General features: G+C 41.1%; 15 protein-coding genes and 1 other RNA gene. 6 read left to right on the forward strand and 10 right to left on the reverse strand.

Translation table 11 applies throughout. From position 1 onward, the window contains the following. Positions 1–145 precede the first annotated feature (145 nt). Positions 146–3,964: a hypothetical protein gene (locus MUCPA_RS04725; protein ID WP_008504764.1), complete on the forward strand. Its 3,819-nt coding sequence runs from the start codon at positions 146–148 to the stop codon at positions 3,962–3,964. 51 nt (positions 3,965–4,015) lie between these two features. Beyond that, positions 4,016–5,458 (forward strand): hypothetical protein, encoded by a 1,443-nt coding sequence (locus MUCPA_RS04730; protein ID WP_008504766.1) that lies wholly within the window; start codon positions 4,016–4,018, stop codon positions 5,456–5,458. A 19-nt stretch (positions 5,459–5,477) separates the two neighbouring features. Here the strand turns inward: MUCPA_RS04730 and MUCPA_RS04735 are convergent, their stop codons facing one another. The 9 genes from MUCPA_RS04735 to MUCPA_RS04760 all read right to left on the reverse strand — a co-directional run bounded on the left by MUCPA_RS04735 (position 5,478) and on the right by MUCPA_RS04760 (position 12,421). Further along, the gene (locus MUCPA_RS04735) at positions 5,478–6,242 is read right to left on the reverse strand and encodes a GIY-YIG nuclease family protein (RefSeq protein ID WP_008504768.1); all 765 of its coding nucleotides are present in this window, start codon (positions 6,240–6,242) and stop codon (positions 5,478–5,480) included. A 2-nt stretch (positions 6,243–6,244) separates the two neighbouring features. Next, positions 6,245–6,382, reverse strand: coding sequence for a hypothetical protein (locus MUCPA_RS37575; protein WP_008504769.1), 138 nt, complete (start codon positions 6,380–6,382; stop codon positions 6,245–6,247). A 7-nt stretch (positions 6,383–6,389) separates the two neighbouring features. Then, a complete protein-coding gene (locus tag MUCPA_RS04740; protein ID WP_008504771.1) occupies positions 6,390–7,697 on the reverse strand; it encodes an ApeA N-terminal domain 1-containing protein in 1,308 nt (435 codons plus the stop codon). A 101-nt stretch (positions 7,698–7,798) separates the two neighbouring features. Further along, complete coding sequence (locus MUCPA_RS35690; RefSeq protein ID WP_083839303.1) at positions 7,799–8,239, reverse strand: aldehyde dehydrogenase family protein; 441 nt, start codon at positions 8,237–8,239, stop codon at positions 7,799–7,801. Beyond that, positions 8,205–8,429, reverse strand: coding sequence for an aldehyde dehydrogenase family protein (locus tag MUCPA_RS39165; protein ID WP_050982027.1), 225 nt, complete (start codon positions 8,427–8,429; stop codon positions 8,205–8,207). The genes MUCPA_RS35690 and MUCPA_RS39165 overlap by 35 nt, the downstream gene beginning before the upstream one ends. A gap of 152 nt (positions 8,430–8,581) precedes the next feature. After that, positions 8,582–9,802: a site-specific integrase gene (locus MUCPA_RS04750; protein ID WP_008504772.1), complete on the reverse strand. Its 1,221-nt coding sequence runs from the start codon at positions 9,800–9,802 to the stop codon at positions 8,582–8,584. 247 nt (positions 9,803–10,049) lie between these two features. After that, positions 10,050–10,417, reverse strand: a transfer-messenger RNA (tmRNA) gene (gene ssrA, locus MUCPA_RS36670). Between the two features lie 134 nt (positions 10,418–10,551). Further along, the gene (locus MUCPA_RS04755) at positions 10,552–11,793 is read right to left on the reverse strand and encodes a pyridoxal phosphate-dependent aminotransferase (protein WP_008504774.1); all 1,242 of its coding nucleotides are present in this window, start codon (positions 11,791–11,793) and stop codon (positions 10,552–10,554) included. Positions 11,794–12,016: 223 nt separating this feature from the next. Continuing rightward, positions 12,017–12,421 (reverse strand): DUF1573 domain-containing protein, encoded by a 405-nt coding sequence (locus tag MUCPA_RS04760; RefSeq protein ID WP_008504775.1) that lies wholly within the window; start codon positions 12,419–12,421, stop codon positions 12,017–12,019. 428 nt (positions 12,422–12,849) lie between these two features. On the opposite strand from MUCPA_RS04760, the gene MUCPA_RS04765 reads away from it, so the two are divergent. Next, positions 12,850–15,279, forward strand: coding sequence for an alpha-ketoacid dehydrogenase subunit alpha/beta (locus MUCPA_RS04765; protein ID WP_008504778.1), 2,430 nt, complete (start codon positions 12,850–12,852; stop codon positions 15,277–15,279). A 477-nt stretch (positions 15,280–15,756) separates the two neighbouring features. On the opposite strand, the gene MUCPA_RS04770 is transcribed toward MUCPA_RS04765, so the two are convergent. Beyond that, entirely contained in the window at positions 15,757–17,130 is a 1,374-nt protein-coding gene (locus tag MUCPA_RS04770; protein WP_008504780.1) for a dicarboxylate/amino acid:cation symporter, read from the reverse strand. Between the two features lie 67 nt (positions 17,131–17,197). Here MUCPA_RS04770 and MUCPA_RS04775 point away from each other — a divergent pair, with 67 nt between their 5' ends. The 3 genes from MUCPA_RS04775 to MUCPA_RS04785 are packed head-to-tail and all read left to right on the forward strand — an operon-like array spanning position 17,198 to position 18,846. Then, positions 17,198–17,725, forward strand: a complete 528-nt coding sequence (locus MUCPA_RS04775) for a hypothetical protein (protein ID WP_008504782.1) — start codon at positions 17,198–17,200, stop codon at positions 17,723–17,725. Between the two features lie 43 nt (positions 17,726–17,768). Next, entirely contained in the window at positions 17,769–18,266 is a 498-nt protein-coding gene (locus MUCPA_RS04780; protein WP_008504786.1) for an RNA polymerase sigma factor, read from the forward strand. Beyond that, a complete protein-coding gene (locus tag MUCPA_RS04785) occupies positions 18,253–18,846 on the forward strand; it encodes a hypothetical protein (RefSeq protein WP_008504787.1) in 594 nt (197 codons plus the stop codon). The genes MUCPA_RS04780 and MUCPA_RS04785 overlap by 14 nt, the downstream gene beginning before the upstream one ends. Positions 18,847–18,990: the final 144 nt, after the last annotated feature.

The following is an 18,990-nucleotide window of genomic DNA, read 5'->3' on the forward strand; positions in this document are numbered from 1 at the left end:
CTCGGATTTAAACTCTAATTCAATTATTATATTAGCCACATGAACTGTAAATTAAACTATTTATAGTCACTTACTTATTACCATATCTGTTAAATTTAATTTCGTTCTGCGTATTTTTAAATTTAATGTTTTCAAAGCCTGAACGATGCTGACTATTGAACTAATCGAAACCAAATTAAAGATCATGAACCCGGACGGGTTTCACCGTTTATGTGATGCCTACTTATTTTTTGAAGGTGAAGATGAATTCGATAGTATAGCTCCGGTTGGCCAAGTGGAGGGCAAACAAAAAGCAAGAAAAGGAACCCCGGACACAAGGATAAGGCGTACAGATGGTAGCTATATTTTTATTCAATACACCACACAGGAGGACTATCCGAAAACTGCCCTGCTTTATAAAAAGCTGGAAGAAGATTTAAATAACTGTTTTAATCCCCGTAAAACGAAAGTAAGTCTGACTCACCTGGAATTAGTAATTCTTTGTTTTAACAGCAATATCGGGAATGCCGAGGAACAAAAGCTCAGGGATATAGCCTGGGCTAAAGGAAAAAGGCTACAATTGATCAACCTATCTACGCTGGCACATAAAATAGTTAAGGATTATCCATTTTTAGCTAAAGAGCATCTTGGAATTGAAATAGAAAGTTTTCAGTTATTACCGATTAAAAAATTTATTGAAGAATATGAACGAGGGGGGATCGCAACGCCTTTATCCAACACGTTTCTTTATCGTGAAAAGGAAATGGCTGGTATTGAAAATTCAATACTAGCCAATTTGATCACCGTTATTTCAGGAAAAGCTGGAGTTGGTAAAACGAAACTTGTTGTTGAAAACTTAAAGGCGTTTACTAAGACCCATCGAAATTTCCAAGCTTTTTGCATTCGTAACAAAGATCAGCCCTTATTAATGGACCTCAGGCGTCATCTGTCAGGGAAGAAAAAAAAATACCTCATTTTCATTGATGATGCTAACAAAAGCATTGCGCAGCTAAGAGATGTTCTTATGTTTTACCAGGAAAATCAAGCTGATTTCCGGCTAATTTTAACAGTTCGCGATTATGTACTAAAAGATATCGAGCCATTTATCAAGGGGTATCGAAATGCCATCATCAACGTTAAAAATTTTGATAGTCAGCAGATAAAAGCAATTGTAAAAGCCAAACCATTTTCAATTCGGCACCCCTTATTCTTAGAGCGCATCAGAGAGGTTGCCAGAGGTAATCCCCGTCTCGCAATTATGACTGCAATTGCGGCAAAAGACAGAACACTTGAGGAACTCAATAATGTTGCGGAGATCTACAAGCTGTATTTTGAACGCATCACAGGCGATAACCCATTATTAGCTTCAGAATATTATTTACGCGTACTTGGCGTTTTAGCCTTCTTTCGATCCATAGATAAGGATGATCAACGTGTTTCAGGAAAGATCCTGCCCGCTTTTGGCCTTAATGAAAATGATTTCTGGACGAAGCTTTACGAGTTGGAAAGAAATGAGATCGTAGATGTTTTTACAGATCGTTCTTCTGCCCGTTTCTCAGACCAGATCCTTGAAGGTTATTTATTTTTCCGCGTATTCTTTGTCGACAAACTGCTTGATTACAGTGTTATACTTGAAAATTTTTATCCGGATTATGCCGGCAGAGTTAAGTACACGGCAATTGATGCGAACAATACTTTCGGATTTGAAGATTTCGGCAATTTGATAAGGCCTTATATCTATCAAAAGTATCAGCATATAATTGATTCCGGATGCAATGCCAAAGATTTTCTTGGAATTTTCTGGTATCATTTACAGGATGAAACCCTGTTATACATCAAACAACAAATAACTGCATTGCCTGATGCTGAGAATTTCGTTCTCGAAAATAGAATAGCTACAGCCAGGTTTAATGAAAAGGTGTTTGGCGTTGCCGGAGATATTACCCCTAATAAGGACGCGAAGGATGATTTACTTGAGCTGCTTTCTCCATTCACATATAATCTGACTAACGATTTTGACCTTGCCGTACAGTTAACATTTGATTTACTTAAAAAGAAACCGTTGTTGGTAGAACGGGTAGCTAGGGAGGTCAAATCTTCTTTTAACTTTTCGGTAAAGGACGGTATTTATCATTACTACCGTGAGGAACGATTTGCGAACTTACTGATAGAAAAAACTAAAACTAACAAACCGGTCTTTTTTTACCTGTTTCTTAAGTTGGTGCCTCATTTTCTGAAGACCAGGTTCGATACTTCTTTTTCAGAAGGACGAAACATCAATATAAGTTATATCGAACCATCAGCATCAGAAAAATACCTTCAGATCAGATCCCTATTCTGGAAAAGATTTAATGAAACATACGGACTGTTCCCGTTACTTTCTATTTTCAGCTTTAAGGCCATTCTGGATTCTTTCGGCCCTGATTTTCAAAAGGAAGTGCGTACATCAGATTGGGCTTTTATTGAGGCAATATTTAACCAGCACTTTAGCTTTGACCGTTTTCCGGATGTATATGCTATCAATGAGTTTATAAACCGTGGTGCACGGATGGGCCTTGACAAAAAGCTGTATTCGGAGATTAAAAACAAAGCCCAAACGCCTGATTACAAGAGCTTTCTGGTTTTGGATTATAATCAACTACGCAACAAGGAACGCTTTCCACGCGAAGACCAGCAATTTCATGACTGGCATAATTGGTTTCTTGAGGAAAAGAAGAAGGATATTTTAAAAACGTTCAATCACAAAAATATTGAAGGTTATAAGGATACGTTTAATTTCATCAATACCTGTATGGAATTACAGTTATGGGATTTTTATAACGTCAGCAATGCCGCGCAGATCCTATTTAACGCCGCTGTTGAAAAGGGAATATCTATCGGGGAATTCCTGGTCTATCTTATCCATTTACCGAAATTTAATCAGATTTTCAGTTTTGACCGGCTGTTTAATTATCTAAGGGATTTGGCTCCGCACTCAATACCAGGCCTGGCGAGCATTTTAAACTCAGAAAATTATCCTAATAAATTTCATGTTTTATTAGCCTATTATAACAGCCTTGATGACCGATATATCAATAAAAACAGATCTCAAGCTTATCTGAATCTTTTAGAAGATTTTGAAGGCAGATTCTATCTATACTTCAGCAATGTGGCAAGTTACCTGAAAATCGATCGTTTATTTCTAATCAAAGCCTTAAAGGTGCTTATAGCCAATGCTGAGTCTGGCAAAAGCGACTACATACTGAACGACGATTTTTTTGAAAACCATGAAGATGATGTCCGGGATACAGGGCTTATGGAAAAGGCCTACCTTCAAATGCTCAAAAAAGAGGATCATTACGATCTTGACGGCAGAGAATTAATGGTCATATTGAAACGTCGTTCATCATTTTTCCTCAAGGTTTTAGATCAATTATCAGACGAACGCTCAATTCATCGAAGTGATGAGAAGAAAATTGCAAAGGTTTGGGAACTATCAGATGCATTTAAAATCATTGAAAAAGCGACTAACTTTTTAGCATCTCACCAACGTTACTACTATCACGCAGAAGAATTACTGGCTGAGTTGTTTGAAAATACGATCACAGTTCCTAATTACCGGGAAAACAGGCGTAAATTTTTGAAAGCATATATAGCAGCAAATGCCGAAAATATTAATCGAATGAAAGCTGTTTTTAAGGTAATTGGAGGTAAAGTACAGGAAGACTATGATGAATTATTAACGGTTTTCCTTGAATCAAATAAAAGCTTTGTCCAGTTTGAAAAGATTCGCTGGGACGAAAGAACTATGCGGCTATTAAGTGGTGATGCGATATCCGGCGAGATTGACGAACGGGCATGGCAAAGAGTAAAGGCTGTACTGGAGAAAATGCAGCCCTCGGGAGATTACCTTGAACACCGTGTTTTTGTGGGCAAACAAATTGCCTATTGCCAGAGAAGCACGATTAGGGAAAGGAAACATAATTTTTTAAGAGATGACTATTAAGGGCGATGTTTGAGCCTGTAACTAAATCAAAAAGTAATTTCAACTGAACCAATGGATAAAGTATTAACCGAGCAACTTGAAAGTATTGCCAGTACAGATTGGGGAACTTATTACCTGAACAGGTATTATTTTTCTATTCAGACCAAATGGGTGAGAAGTGCAGCCGGATTTAACCCTGAACATCGCGCTTTGTCTAAAGAAGTTCAAAACAAATTGCAGCAGGAGAATTTACCGGCGATCTTTCATGAATTCTTTCATTACATACATGATGTAAGCACGATTTTAAGCAGTGCAATATTTCAGAACCGGATTGCCATGCTTTCCATTTTCACGGGTTACCTCGAGAAAAATCCTGCATCTGCTGTTTCTTTAGGTACGGATACCAATTTTGACCTCGTCACAAAGTTTATCAATTGCTGGCAGTCCAATGAAGCGCTAACGGGTTCTACCGATTTAGAATTTCCTATGAGGAAAATTGAGCGTATTGCTCCTGGTAAAAAGGAAGTTCATTTCCCTTTAGCGCCCCAAGGCAAGCAGAACGGTGCAATTCCCTTTCCCGAAATCACTTATTCTGGTTATCTGAACGGGAAACCGGCAAAGACAATGATCACGTTGGGCAGATTTTACCTGTTTGAATTTTTAGCTTATGAAATGGATCAAATTCTTGATAAGCGCCAAAAAAAACTGGATAAAATCGAAGACCCGTTGAGGTTTACTGAATACACGGTATGCAGAATGATTGCTCTAGAGATTTTTCCAGATGTGAAGCAGGAAATCGCTATGGCTGCTGGGCTACTGGCCCTTGAACATATAGATGGCGGCAATGCATTTATTTCCATATTACAACGGATCGGTAATGCTTTTTACAATGGAATAGGCCAGGAAGTGACACTCTCTGAGATTAAAAATGAGGTGAAGCAAGTATTGATTAAGCAGAGAGCCAATTTTTTCGCGCAGCAGGATGAGTATGTTAAAGCATTTGCCGGACGGCATCAATTAGAAATTGCGTACACATACCTTGCTGATGTCAGCAAGACGCTATATGATAAACGCATTGATGATCTTTGCTTTGAATTGGATTGGCTATTAAAAGGGGAGTACGGCAAGATCTTGAAAACAGCGGCGATGTGCGATTACCTATACAAATTCCTTCCTGACACAGGTAGTGATGACCCTGAGTTTGACCGGGATTTCATGGCAACCATATTACCTGATCAAATTTCGGTTGCAATGAAAGCGCTTGTCGGCTTTGATCATTATTTTCTAAGTCATAGAGGTGGCATGTCCACCGCGCTTGTAGAAAGATTTCCACAAAAAAATCATTGCTGCCCATTCTATACATGTTGTGATCTTCAAGACAGAAAAGATAATCCAGAAATCTGCGAGAATAAACCCTGGAGGATTTATGAAGTTCAATTCAATCGTGATAAAAAATATTGCTGGTATGCAACAGGGGTGTTAGAAGCTAAAGGCGAATCAATCCGTCGCAATTAGTTTGCGAATTCAAATCCTTTTATAGCGTTAATAATTTTTGCAGATAATTATCACTCATGATATGGCCGTAAGTGCCTACCGGATCTTTTGCATCAAGCAAATCAAAAGCGCGTTGCGCACCAATGAACGGGACAAACATTCTGACCGCATGCAGGTAATTTTCGTAACGTTCCAGTTTGGCGCTGGCAGCGATCTCTCTTAAGGTTGATTTCGCAGCCAAGTAATGTGCTTCATGGCTAGCAAGAATGCGGAGAACTGTTTTGTTGGAAGGTTTTACAGAACGGCGTCCCCTGACTGAACCCCCAATCTTGTTCCAGGATGGAAGGACTTTGTTAATTTGGAGGAAGCTTTCGATTAAAAAGCCTTCCAATCGCTGAATTTCGTCAATACCACTTTGGCCTGTTTCACTCGCCAGTTCATTCTCTTCAAACAGTTCAGAAAACTGCTCCCGCACTTTGCGTATAGATGGCTGAGAGAGTGGAGATTGCACAACTATGGAAAAGCCAAGCTTTTCATTCTCGTTAAAATACTTTTTTACTTGTTCTACCTTACAGCCTCGCGGGTCTATGCTTGGGTAATAATCATTATGTTGTTTAAAGCGTTCAGTGAGATCAACTGCCAGGCCTACATAAAGTATTTCTTTCGTTTCGTAGTTCCAGTAACAATAAATACCTGCTGATGCCCATCCGTAGGTGTCATTTGGATTGCAAAGAGTATCTAACGCAGCAACAATTTGATCCCGTTCATCCCATTTATATGCATCTGAAATAATAGTTCGCAACATAGTTAGGCTCTTTCAGGTTCGGCGTTGGCATCTCTAAGCAAAATCCAGTATTTTAAATCGAGATAAATTATTTTACGGTCTGCAATCGCTTCATGGATAGTGATACTTTTCTCCGCTATGTATTGATCTATATTAAGCATCTTATGTTTAATTAACCCGATCTCGGTAAGCTATCAATATGGTAATAATATCACGCTGCGCAAATCCCGCCTGACTAAGTACACAGCAAACCAGAATCACTTTAAGCTTTTGTGTAAGTTCATATAGTTCTATTCCGGCAGCTACATGTGCGCTCGCCATTTTGGGAAAGAAATGCGAATAGTAATGACGAGAATTGACCACTATATCCAGATCAAGTGGGGTGTTTTTAACCAACTGCACATATGAAAACTCGTCGCGCAAAAAGGTTAGCTGCTCTATCAATGTAGGAAACTTCTTTTTTGCCGGGATGTTCGGCCTGAACCTGGTTGCGTAGCCCTCCAAAGCCTGTACGACAATCAGGAAATCTCCGGTATTGAATATGTTCTTTTCCTTAATGCTTTCAATAAGATGTTTTAAGATCGGCGCCATTAAATCATCAAACCCGTACCAATTCTTAATTACATCTTCAAAAGAGGCTTCGATATGGTCATAGGTAAACAAAAAGTCTTTGGTGTTTATGGTATCCGCATTTACCTTATCTAATTGATTATAATAGCAGCTGATAGGGTGATAAATTCTCTCGCCATCTTTTAACTCCTGAAATTCATTGGGGGAGTATAGTTCGATGGATTGGTAGCCAATGCTGCATAGCGTACCGAGCGTGAGAAACGATTTGAATTTTGACACCTGTGATAGCAATTCACGAAAGGGCAGGTTACTTTTTGAAAGGATGTTTAATTGGTATGCCTGCCGGACGAGCAATTTTTCATCATGAGGTGTCGCGGGCGGCGAACAGGTAAATTCTAACTCCAAATCTAAATTATTGTCAAGTTGTACAGAAATAAGGTTGCTGTTATCACGATCAAAACTCAGGTTAAAACCATTCATGTTATCATTCTTAAATGGTATGGAGTATTTAACGCAATAGTGGTTTACCCATTTAGTCAGGCCGGGCATTTTAACCGTCACCTGATTAAAGGCTGCATCTTGCAGGTTACTTAAATGTATCCCCATTAAACAGTATTGGACGCTGAACTTTTGCATCGGGAAAGAGCAGCTAAAATTCAGGGTGCCATAAGACGAACAGTTGAGCAAAGTAATACTTTTGGCATCAGAACTTTCTCCCAGGATGATATCAGTGCGCTTTGAGTCATCCTGCGTTAAGGCAAACATATAATCATGCGGGTCGTTGAAAGAACCGATTAATTCCAGCGTAATTTTTTGGTTAGGCAGGTAACTTAAAATTCCTGCAACCCTATTATCCGGATCATCAGGTAAAAACCAGTATCCTTTTACTTCAACAGCATCAATCATTTATTTATGTGATGCCGTTGATTAGGTTTATGGCTTTCCGGCAAAACGAAGCAAATTTAAGAAACGCTTTTAGATGATTAAAGTGGTGCTCATTCGTAAGTTCAAATATGTCCAATAAGAAAATCCAGCATTCTGACTTTGAAAGTTTTGTAAGGAGGCTTTAGCAGATAAGTAAAATCTAATTTGGATTGGATGAAAACAGACCTTGAATTTGAAAAGGAACAGAAACCTTCAAATCCACGGTAACTTCCCATTCCGCTTTTCCCAACTCCGCCAAATGGCGAGTCATCTTGCAAAAGATGTAAAAAAACGTCGTTGACGGTGATCCCACCCGATAACGTTTCTGATTTCAAACGGCTTAAATTTTCGTTGTTACTTCCGAAATAATACAACGCAAGAGGTTGCTTGTGCATTCCTACGGCTTTTATTACCTCGGCGAAATCTCTGTAAGGAATGATTGGAAGAACTGGCCCAAAAATCTCAAAGGACATAATCTCCATATCTTCGTTAAGGCACCGTTCTCGCGCCTTTTTTCTTGGCATCTGCTATCAGTTCAATGATTCGTGCTTTTTCTTTTTCATTTATGATGCTGGTTAATAGTGTTATGCCTTTATATATTTTTTTATATTCTCCGCAAAAAGCTTCTATGTATTCTTCCAATTGATTTTCGGGAACGAAGAGATAGTCAGGAGCAACGCAAATCTGCCCTCCGTTACATAGTTTTCCAAACAATAGGCAAAAACCAGAATATTGATATTGAAAGTGAGCTCTTTACGTGATTTTTCACGTTCCCTCCGGCTTTTTCCGTAAGCCTAAAGCTGCTTAGGTGTAGCTTTAGGTTAGCATGCCAGCCCAGAATTAAATATTTCGAACACTAATATCAATCAATTGGCCAATTTCAGCTTCAATAACTGCATATCTTCACTAACTTTAGAATCCAGTATTTTGGCGTAATGCTGCGTTGTCCTGATATTTTTATGACCGAGCATTTTACTTACGCTCTCAATAGATACGCCATTGGCTAAAGTTACGGAAGTGGCAAACGTATGCCTTGCAATATGAAAAGTCAATTCTTTATTAATTCCACAAATATCCGCTATCTCTTTTAAATAACTGTTCATTTTTTGGTTCGATAATACAGGCAAAACTTTATCCATATCAGCACATTCAGGGTGATGCTTATATTTCTGAATGATTTCCGAGGCTTGCGTTAAAAGTGGTATTCGGGATGCTGTATTGGTTTTTTGCCTTGTGGTGAAAATCCATTGCTGTCCGTCTATGCCTTTAATAATTTCAGAGCGTTTAAGTTGCTTAACATCTATATACGCAAGCCCGGTATAACAACAGAAAATAAATATATCTTTCACCTGCTCAATCCGTGAACTGCTGTACGATTTGGTAGCCATTGTTTCTAATTCTTCTTTAGTCAGATATTCCCGCGCTACTACTTTTACTTTAGGCTTATACTTAATAAAAGGATCTTTGTCGAGCCATCCGTTGTCAATACACATCAGGATGATTTTTTTAAAGTTCTTCATGTACTTTACGGTGGAGTTATTGGCACACTTGCGCTCCGAACGTAAATAAAAATCGTAGGACATAATAAATTCATGGTCAATACCTTCGATATTTATATCATCTACTTTATACTTCCATTTCAAAAATGCCTGGGTATGCTTTAAACTGGTTTCGTAGCGGTCAGCCGTTCCTTGGGCATATTCAGTTCCGATAAGTGCGGCAACCTGCCTGTTATGCTCTTTAAAGATTGGTATCAGCATTTTACAGGTTGTCACTTCTTCTTTTTTTAGCAAGGCATTTTTTAGATTGACCGCCGTTAATGGTAGTTTCTTTTCCATTAGGTATCGGTGGATTTCGTAAACCTCATGTTCGAGGGTTTTTAGGTAGTTATTAAGCGAGCGTACTTCCTCACTGGTGCCATTTAGTTTCTGTCCGTTTGCATTCCATTTGTCGGGATTGACATAGCGTTTAGAGGAAATCTCAATACGTTCTCCATCGACTGTAATCCGTAAATAAACAGGAGCAGTTCCGTTTCCGGTCATTTTTGATCGCTTCACATAGAAGAGTAGTCCAAAAGTTTTGTTCATCGCTTTAAGCTTTAAAAGTTATAAAATTAGTTCCTTTTATGGCTGCTATCAAGATGTTTAATGGCTGAACATGCTCAATAACAGCACCTTATAAGCTTTCTGGTGACCTATTGGGCTTTTAACCCCTACAGGTCACCAATAGGTCACCAGAAGTATGCGATTATTTGGTTTTATTTGAATAGGCTATAAACAAAAAACGCCGTAAATGATTCATTTACAGCGTTTTTGATGTTCTTTAAAACATGCTTAGTGGAGCCGGAGGGATTCGAACCCTCGTCCAAACATGGTATAAGGTAGGCTTTCTACATGCTTATCTGCTGTTAGGTTGTCGGGAAGTAGAAGGTCAGCCGCTCACCTGTACTATCTTCCGTATGTGCTGTTTCTCGTTCGCTTATCGCACCTTTCGCAAACCAGTTTCATTTTTCGGTGCCCCTGTTGCCGGTTCAACGAAACAGAACACCGGCGGGACAAAAGCTAGTTAATTCTAAATTAAGCAGCTAAGGCAAATTGATTTTCGCCATTTGAAAGTTTGAGTGTTCAGATTAAAGCGCTAATTCACCCAACGCGCTGCATGCTTACATACTTATCTCCATCCTGTCAATTCCGGTCGACCCCATTTTTAGTCTTGAGTCTTTAGCCCTGAGTCAAAAGTCAAAGATAAGGTTACAAAGATACTTAATTAACCTGAAAGCCGGAAGCGCAAAGCATCAAGCTTTTTTGCCCCCGGTTTATATTTACTAAGCTCCTGTTTATTGGCCCTGATTAAGCTTTGCACTTTCGGTTTCGGGTATCAGGGCCACCCTTCCCGGATATACCAGCAAAGCCTGTTCCAAACAGGTCATCGCCTTTTGCAAATCGTCGGCATTTAAAACATAAGCCATTCTTACCTGGTTTGTGCCTGCGCCCGGGGTACTGTAGAAGCCGGTAGCAGGTGCCATCATTACGGTTTGGTTATGGTATTCAAACTCCTCGAGTATCCACTGGCAAAACTTATCGGCATTATCAATGGGTAAAGTGGCAACCACGTAAAAGGCGCCGCCAGGGTTGGGGCAAAATACGCCGTCCATTTTGTTAAGGGCCTGTACCAGTACATCGCGGCGATGGGTGTATTCTTTATTTACCTTTTCAAAGTATTCGTCGGGGGTATCAACGGCAGCTTCGCCGGCAATTTGCTCAACCATACCGGGGCTTAACCGGGCCTGAGCAAATTTAAGGGCCGATGCTATAATGGCTTTGTTTTTGGTGATCATGCAGCCCAGGCGTGCGCCGCAGGCACTGTAACGCTTGCTCACCGTATCCAGCACTACCACATGCTCGTCCAGGCCATCCAGGTGCATGGGCGATGTAAAGGTGCGGCCATCGTAGCAAAACTCGCGGTAGGCCTCGTCCGAAAACAGGTACAGATCGTATTTCAATGCCAGTTCTTTCAAGGCTTCGAGCTCTTCCGGCGAGTATAAATATCCTGTTGGGTTGTTGGGGTTACAAATCATGATGCCTTTGGTTTTATCGGTGATCAGCTTTTCAAATTCGCTTATCGCCGGCAAGGCAAAACCATTTTCAATATACGATAATATGGGTTTCACCACAACGTCGCTTTGGCAGGCAAAACCGTTATAGTTGGCATAAAAAGGTTCGGGGATAATCACCTCGTCGCCGGGGTTAAGGCAGGTAAGCATCGTGATGATGATAGCTTCAGACCCTCCGGTAGTTACGATGATATCATCTGGGGTGATGTTATAGCCCAATTTATTATAGTACGAAGTAAGTTTGGTGCGGTAAGATAAAGTACCCTCTGAAGCGGTATAGGCCCAAACCTTAAAATCGATATTTTTAATGGCATTGAGCATTACCTCGGGTGTTTCAATATCCGGCTGGCCGATATTAAGGTGATAAACCTTTTTACCCTGCTGTTTGGCTTTGTCGGCAAAGGGCGTTAACTTTCTGATGGGGGAAGCGGGCATCTCCAGGCCCTTTGTTGAAATACTTGGCATGGCGCAAAATTAATAAAAAACCGCAATGTTAGATATGGGGGTATATCGCCACAGTTAATAAACCGTTTGTTTATATTAAAAGCTATCATTCTGGCATTTAAAATGGCATTTGGCACCCTGATAAGCAAATATATTTACCTAACAGCAAGTACGAGGGGGGCTGAAACCAAAAAGGTCCCCGCCTAAATAGCAGGAACCTTCAAATTCTTATCGCCGTAATTGCTTACCGGCTTCCTGTAGTGGCTGGCGCCGTAACCACCTCGCCGGTAATAATTAAATATTTAGTAGGTGTTTTAGCGTTTGATGTTACTACAATGGTTTTATTAAAAACTGACGCAACCGCTGCATTGTAAGTAATTTTAATGGTACCTTTTCCACCTTTTAATACAGGGGTTTTGGTAAAATCGGCAATGGTACACCCACATGTTGGCTTAACGTCGGTAATAATCAGGGGTTCCTGGCCAACGTTAGTATAAGTAAAATCGCAGGTAACAGGTTTGCCTTGCGGAATTTTTCCAAAATCGTGTTTCTCTTCGGCAAATTTAAATTCGGCTTTGTTATCAGTTTGCGCCGAGGCTGTAACGGTAAACCCTAAAATTACAGCGCAGATCATCATTAATTTTTTCATCAGATATATTGCTTTTTTTTATTTGTAACGAAGCTATGCGGATTAAAAGTCCATAAATGCTTCGTTGCTTCTTTTTACGTTAATTTATACTATTTGTTTTAAATCAGCCTGGCTTTATACGATTGCGGCTGATATCAATTTGACTAAAGCAAATACCGATAGTTTTATCGGCTTGTTCTTTATTTACTAATTATTTGTTAATCAACCCCTATCCAAAAAAGCTTTCAGTTTTAACAACGTTGAATAGCCCATTTCACAGATATTTATTATCATTGTACCACACGGCACTATCTATCCGTGCGTTCATATACAAATATAAGTAAATATTCACTTACAAGAAACTATTGTAAAAACTATCAGTTTTGTAAGTGAGTTATAACGTAAGCAGAATAGAATTTTATATTTTTGCTTAGTAAACCAAATTTTATATGCCTACTACTGCGCTTGACACTTCAAACAAACCCGAAACCGCCCTTAGCTTTAACGATTTTAAAAACATCGTGATAACGGATTACCGTGTAGGCTTTGAAAGCAGACAGGCCAGCCTGATTGGCCGCAGGGAGGTTTTGACGGGCAAGGCTAAATTCGGGATTTTTGGCGATGGCAAGGAAGTGGCCCAACTGGCTATGGCTAAAAGCTTTAGGCCTGGAGATTGGCGCGCAGGTTATTACCGTGACCAAACCTTTATGTTTGCCACGGGCATGAGCACCCTGAAGGAATTTTTTGCACAATTATACGCTAACCCGGATGTGGAGAAGGACCCCGCATCTGCCGGAAGGCAAATGAACTGCCACTTCGCTACGCGTACCATTAACCAACAGGGCGAATGGAACAACCTGACGGAGATGATGAACTGCGCGGCAGATATATCAACTACCGGCGGCCATATGCCCCGTTTACTGGGCCTGGCTTATGCGTCAAAGCTGTTTAGGCAAAACAAGGAGCTGGAGCACCTTAGCAATTTTTCTATCAATGGTAACGAGGTTGCTTTTGGCACTATAGGTAATGCATCAACTTCCGAAGGCCTGTTTTTCGAGGCTTTTAACGCGGCCGGTGTATTGCAGGTGCCTATGGCTATTTCCATTTGGGATGATGCTTATGGTATTTCTGTTCCGGCTAAATATCAAACTACCAAAGAGGATATATCCGAAATACTCAAAGGCTTTCAGCGCGAAGAGGGCACCAACGGATACGAAATATTTAAGGTACGGGGCTGGGACTATGTAGCCTTGTGCGAAACTTACGAAAAGGCCATCAGCATTTGCCGCCAGGAGCATGTGCCGGTGATGATACACGTTACCGAAATGACGCAGCCGCAAGGCCACTCCACTTCCGGATCGCATGAGCGTTACAAATCGAAAGAACGTTTGGCATGGGAAGATGAGCACGATTGTTTATTGCAGATGCGTAAATGGATGGTAGAATCGGCGATAGCCACGTCTGAAGAATTGGATTTGCTGGAAGAAGAGGCAAAAAAATATGTCCGCAGCTGCCAGCGCGAGGCCTGGAACGATTTACAGAACGAAATTAAGGCCGGGCTTAACCACGCCAATACGCTTATTAATAACCTGGCTTCGGCGTCGGCAAAAAGCGACAGGTTGCAGGAAATAGCAAAAACGTTAGCCGAGTGTATCGATCCGGCCCGCAGGGATGTGGTAGCCGCTGTGCGCCAGGCATTATTAGCCACCGTTAAAGAAAACAACGAGGCACGTGGTGTTCTTTTAAGCTGGATAAAAAACGAAACCGAAAAAAATAAAGATCGCTTTAACTCTAAATTATTTACTGATACGCCTTACAGTCCGCTTAAGGTGCCCGTTGTTGCAGCAGCATATGCCGACGACGCCCGGACAGTTGATGGCCGCGAGGTTTTAAACGCCTGCTTTGATACCAACTTTACGCGCGACAAAACTATTGTTGCTTTTGGTGAAGATGTAGGCGCCATTGGCGATGTAAACCAAGGCTTTGCAGGCTTGCAAGCCAAATACAGCGATTTACGGATTGCTGATACCGGCATCCGCGAAGCTACCATTATTGGGCAGGGTATGGGCCTGGCCATGCGTGGCTTACGCCCCATTGCCGAGATACAGTACCTGGATTACCTGATGTATGCCATGAACGTTTTAAGCGACGATCTGGCCAGTTTAAGCTACCGTACCTTTGCCGGCCAAAAGGCCCCGCTTATTGTGCGCACGCGCGGCCACAGGCTCGAAGGGATATGGCACTCGGGTTCGCCGCTTGGTTTTATTTTAAATGCCTTACGTGGCATACACATTTGCGTACCCCGCAACATGACACAGGCCGCCGGTATGTACAACACCCTGCTGCGTGGCGATGAGCCCGCGCTGGTAATTGAATGCCTTAACGGCTACCGCCTGAAAGAAAAATTGCCAGCCAACGTGGGTGATTTTACCGTGCCACTGGGCAAAGCCGAAATTTTGCGCCAGGGCAGCGATATCACGGTGATATCCTACGGCTCAACATTACGCATGGTACAGGAAGCGGCAGCCGACCTGGAAGCGATAGGTATTAACATTGAAATTATTGACCCGCAAACGCTGTATCCTTTTGATCTGGACCACATCTGCGCCGAATCGTTAAAGAAAACTAACAAACTTTTAATTGTTGACGAGGATGTACCCGGCGGAGCATCGGCCTACATACTGCAACATATTTTAGAAGTACAGAACGGCTACTACCATTTAGATGGCCAGCCCTGTACCCTGACAGCCAAACAGCACCGCCCTCCCTACGGCTCCGATGGCGACTACTTTAGCAAACCATCGCACGAGGATATTGTTGAAACCATCTACAACATCATGGGCGAAACCAACCCTGATCGATATCCGGCTATTTATTGAGTTACTGGTTGGTGAGTTATTGGTTATGGAGTTACTGAGTTATTGGGTTAATAGGTTATTAAGTTATTGGATGAATCATTAATGGTTATTGAGCAATTAGATGATTGGTTATTGGGTTAATAGGTTACTGGATAATTGTTAATGATTTTTTATTGGTTATTGAATAATGTGAGAGGACCCAACCAAAAGCAAAACCAACATCCCAAAACAAAATTTAATTGAATTCGCCTTCCTTGCGAAAATAAATATACACAACGGCTATTTTACGATAAAAAATAGCCGTTTCTGATTTCAAAACAGCGGTCTTTTAGTTTAGCCCCACCTAACCCCATGATGAAAAGTCAATAATGAAGTAACCAATAACTAAATAACCAATAACCTATTAACTGAATAACCAATAACTAAATAACCAATAACCTAATAACAAATAACTGAATAACCAATAACCTAATAACTCAGTAACCCAATAACCAATAACTACTCCTCCATCTCCCCTTCCCACTTGCTCACAACGGCGGTGGCCATGGCATTGCCTAATACGTTGGTTGCCGAGCGGCCCATGTCCAGCAGCGGGTCAATCCCAATTAGCAGGGCCAGGCCGGCTTCGGGGATATTAAAGGCCGAAATGGTTCCGGCAATCACTACCAGCGATGCACGGGGCACACCAGCTATTCCTTTGCTGGTGAGCATCAGGATGAGCAGCATGGTAAATTGCTGGGCGGTAGAAAGGTGAATATTATACGCTTGCGCGATAAACAGGGAGGCAAACGTCATGTACATCATGGAGCCGTCCAGGTTAAAGGAGTAGCCTAAAGGCAGTACAAAGCTTACAATTTTATCCTTACAGCCAAATCGTTCCAGTTCAATTAATACACGCGGGTAGGCGGCCTCACTGGTTGATGTGCCGAAGGCTATCAGCATGGCATCCTTAATGCTGCTCACCAAGGTAAACACACGTTTTTTGAGCACCACAAAACCAGCCATGATAATAATGAGCCACAGTAACAACAGGCCCGAATAAAACTCACCAATAAAAATGGCGTAGGTTGATAATATCCCTAAACCCTGTTTGGCTACTATAGCTGTTATAGCTCCAAATACAGCCAGGGGTGCCAGCTTCATTACGTAGCCGGTAATCTTCATAATTACATGTGCTATGGCATCCATGGCTTTAATAACTATTAAACCCTGCGCTCCTACGGCAGCGGTGGCCACACCAAAAAATATGGCGAATACCACAATCTGCAAAATCTCGTTATTGGCCATGGCTTCAATAAAACTTTTAGGCACCACGTGGTTCATAAACTCTTTGAGCGAAAGGGCGCTTTTTTTAATATCCGTACCCAAATGGCTATCGGGCAAGGGGATGTGCATGTGGCTGCCCGGCTGGTACAGGTTAACCAATACCATACCCACTAAAAGCGATATGAGTGTAGCACTGATAAACCAAAGCATTGTTTTACCGCCAATGCGGCCTACGGCACTAATATCGCCAACTTTAGCTACTCCAACCACCAGCGTAGTAAATACCAGCGGCGCTACAATCATTTTAATGAGGCGTAAAAATATATCGCTCAAAATGGTAAAGCCTTCCAGTTTATCCTCGCGGATGGTATCGTTCTCTTTCCTTATTTTCAGTTGAGCCGATCTTTGCACTTTTAAATCTTTATAATCGGCAAGGGTAGTATCTTTCAATAAAACAATCCGGTTATCCAGCGTTTTAATAGTAGCCTCGGCGTTGGCTAACCTGTCGTTATAAGGTTTAAGCACGGTGATATTATAAATATACCCGGCAACTACGCCTGCCACTAAAGCTATAAAAATGAAAAGTGTAAGTTTGTTTTTAGGCATATGGGTAGTTTTATAAAGGTCTAAAACTACAACTAATTACTATTTTGTTGAAATTTTAAAGGAGTATATGGGTATTAAACAATACGGCTTACAGGAAATAAAGAAGGAACTACAGCAAATTAACGGTAAACAAGCGGTAGAGATTTGTTTGCGCATGGCGCGATATAAAAAAGAGAATAAAGAATTGCTGGCCTATTTATTATTTGATGCCGATGATGAATTATCCTTTGCCGAAAACTTTAAACAGGATATTGGCTTACAGATGAGTCAGGTACCATCGTTAAGCTACCAGGCTGCCAAGGTTTTACGTAAAATACTAAAGCAAATTACCAAGTATGCTAAATTTACCGGATCGAAACAGGTTGAAGTAGAACTGCTCATCAGCTTTAGCCGAAACTACCTGGAATATGTTGACAGGCGCACATCCTACAAACCACTCCGGATTATCCTGATCAAGCAACTCGAAAAAACAAAAAAAGCGATTGCAAAGCTGCACGAAGACTTGCAGTTTGATTATAACCTCGAATTTGATAATTTGCTTAACGATGCTATTCAACATTTACCCTGGCTGCATAAAGATGAACTGATGTTGTAACATTTTTTAGGGCAGTGCATCTAAACTTAAATTAACTAACAACGTGTCGAGCAAAGAAGCGGTTTTCAAGCAAATATTTGAAGCTAATTCAAAAAAGATTTTCCATTTATGCTACGGTTATACCGGCGATGACGACGCTGCGAACGACCTGCTTCAGGAAACTTTTTTGAAGGTTTGGCAAAATCTTGATAAGTTTAGAAACCAGGCCATGATATCTACCTGGATATACCGCATTGCCGTTAATACTTGTTTAACTTATTTACGATCGGAAAAGCGACAGGCCAAAGAGGAGTTGACACCGCTGATAGCAGATACCAGGCGCGAGGAGTTTAGCGAAAAAAACGAACAGGTGGCGCTACTCTATAAATGCATCTCCAAACTGGAAGAATCGGAAAGGATTATTATTACTATGGTATTAGACGAATTACCTTATCCGGAAATTGCCGATATATCGGGCATATCAGAAGGCAACCTACGGGTTAAAATTTATCGTATCAAACAAAAATTGACAGATTTATATAACCACTATGAAAGACTTTGAGCATTTAATGACGGTTTGGCAAAACCAGCCCGTTAAGGAGCAGCTTTCTGTGGATGAGGCGCTCAAACAGGTAAAGAAGGGGATGAGTGGGTTAAGGCTGAAAACCATGCAGGGCATCATAGGCATATCAATAGCGTTAGCCGTAATTGTGATCTCGTTATTGTTTGCCGTATTTACCTCATGGGCAAGTTATATTGGCTTATTAGCGCTGATCATCGGCATGAGCATTTATCTTTCTTTACAAATTGGAGACTACCGCACCATCTCGAGCCACGACCCTACCATCGACCCGGTTAAGTATTTAGATACCCTTAAAATTTATCAAAAACGCAGGGCCTATCTATACGACAGGTTTTACTATATCTACGCCGCCATTATTACCATTGGTATAGGCTTTTACACCGTTGAGGCGCTTGAAGGCAAGGCACTTTTAGTTAAACTGGTTTACTATGCCTTAACTACCGCCTTCATTGTATTTTGTTCCCTCTTCCTGAAAGACAGGATCATCAGCAATGAAAAAGAAAAAGTAAAGTTGATTATTGAAAAACTGGAGCGATTGAAAGATCAGTTTGAAGGATAGTGTTAAGTAAAAAAAACAGGGATGACGTTTGAACCTTATGGATTACCAAGCGCAGATAGCAAAAGTGCGCAAAGGCCTGACTGCACGCCGGGCCGGGTTTGGCCTGTAGGTGGAAGGATCGGGCAGTCTTGATTTTTTTGGTTA

This window comes from Mucilaginibacter paludis DSM 18603 (assembly GCF_000166195.2).
Classification (GTDB): Bacteria; Bacteroidota; Bacteroidia; order Sphingobacteriales; family Sphingobacteriaceae; genus Mucilaginibacter; species Mucilaginibacter paludis.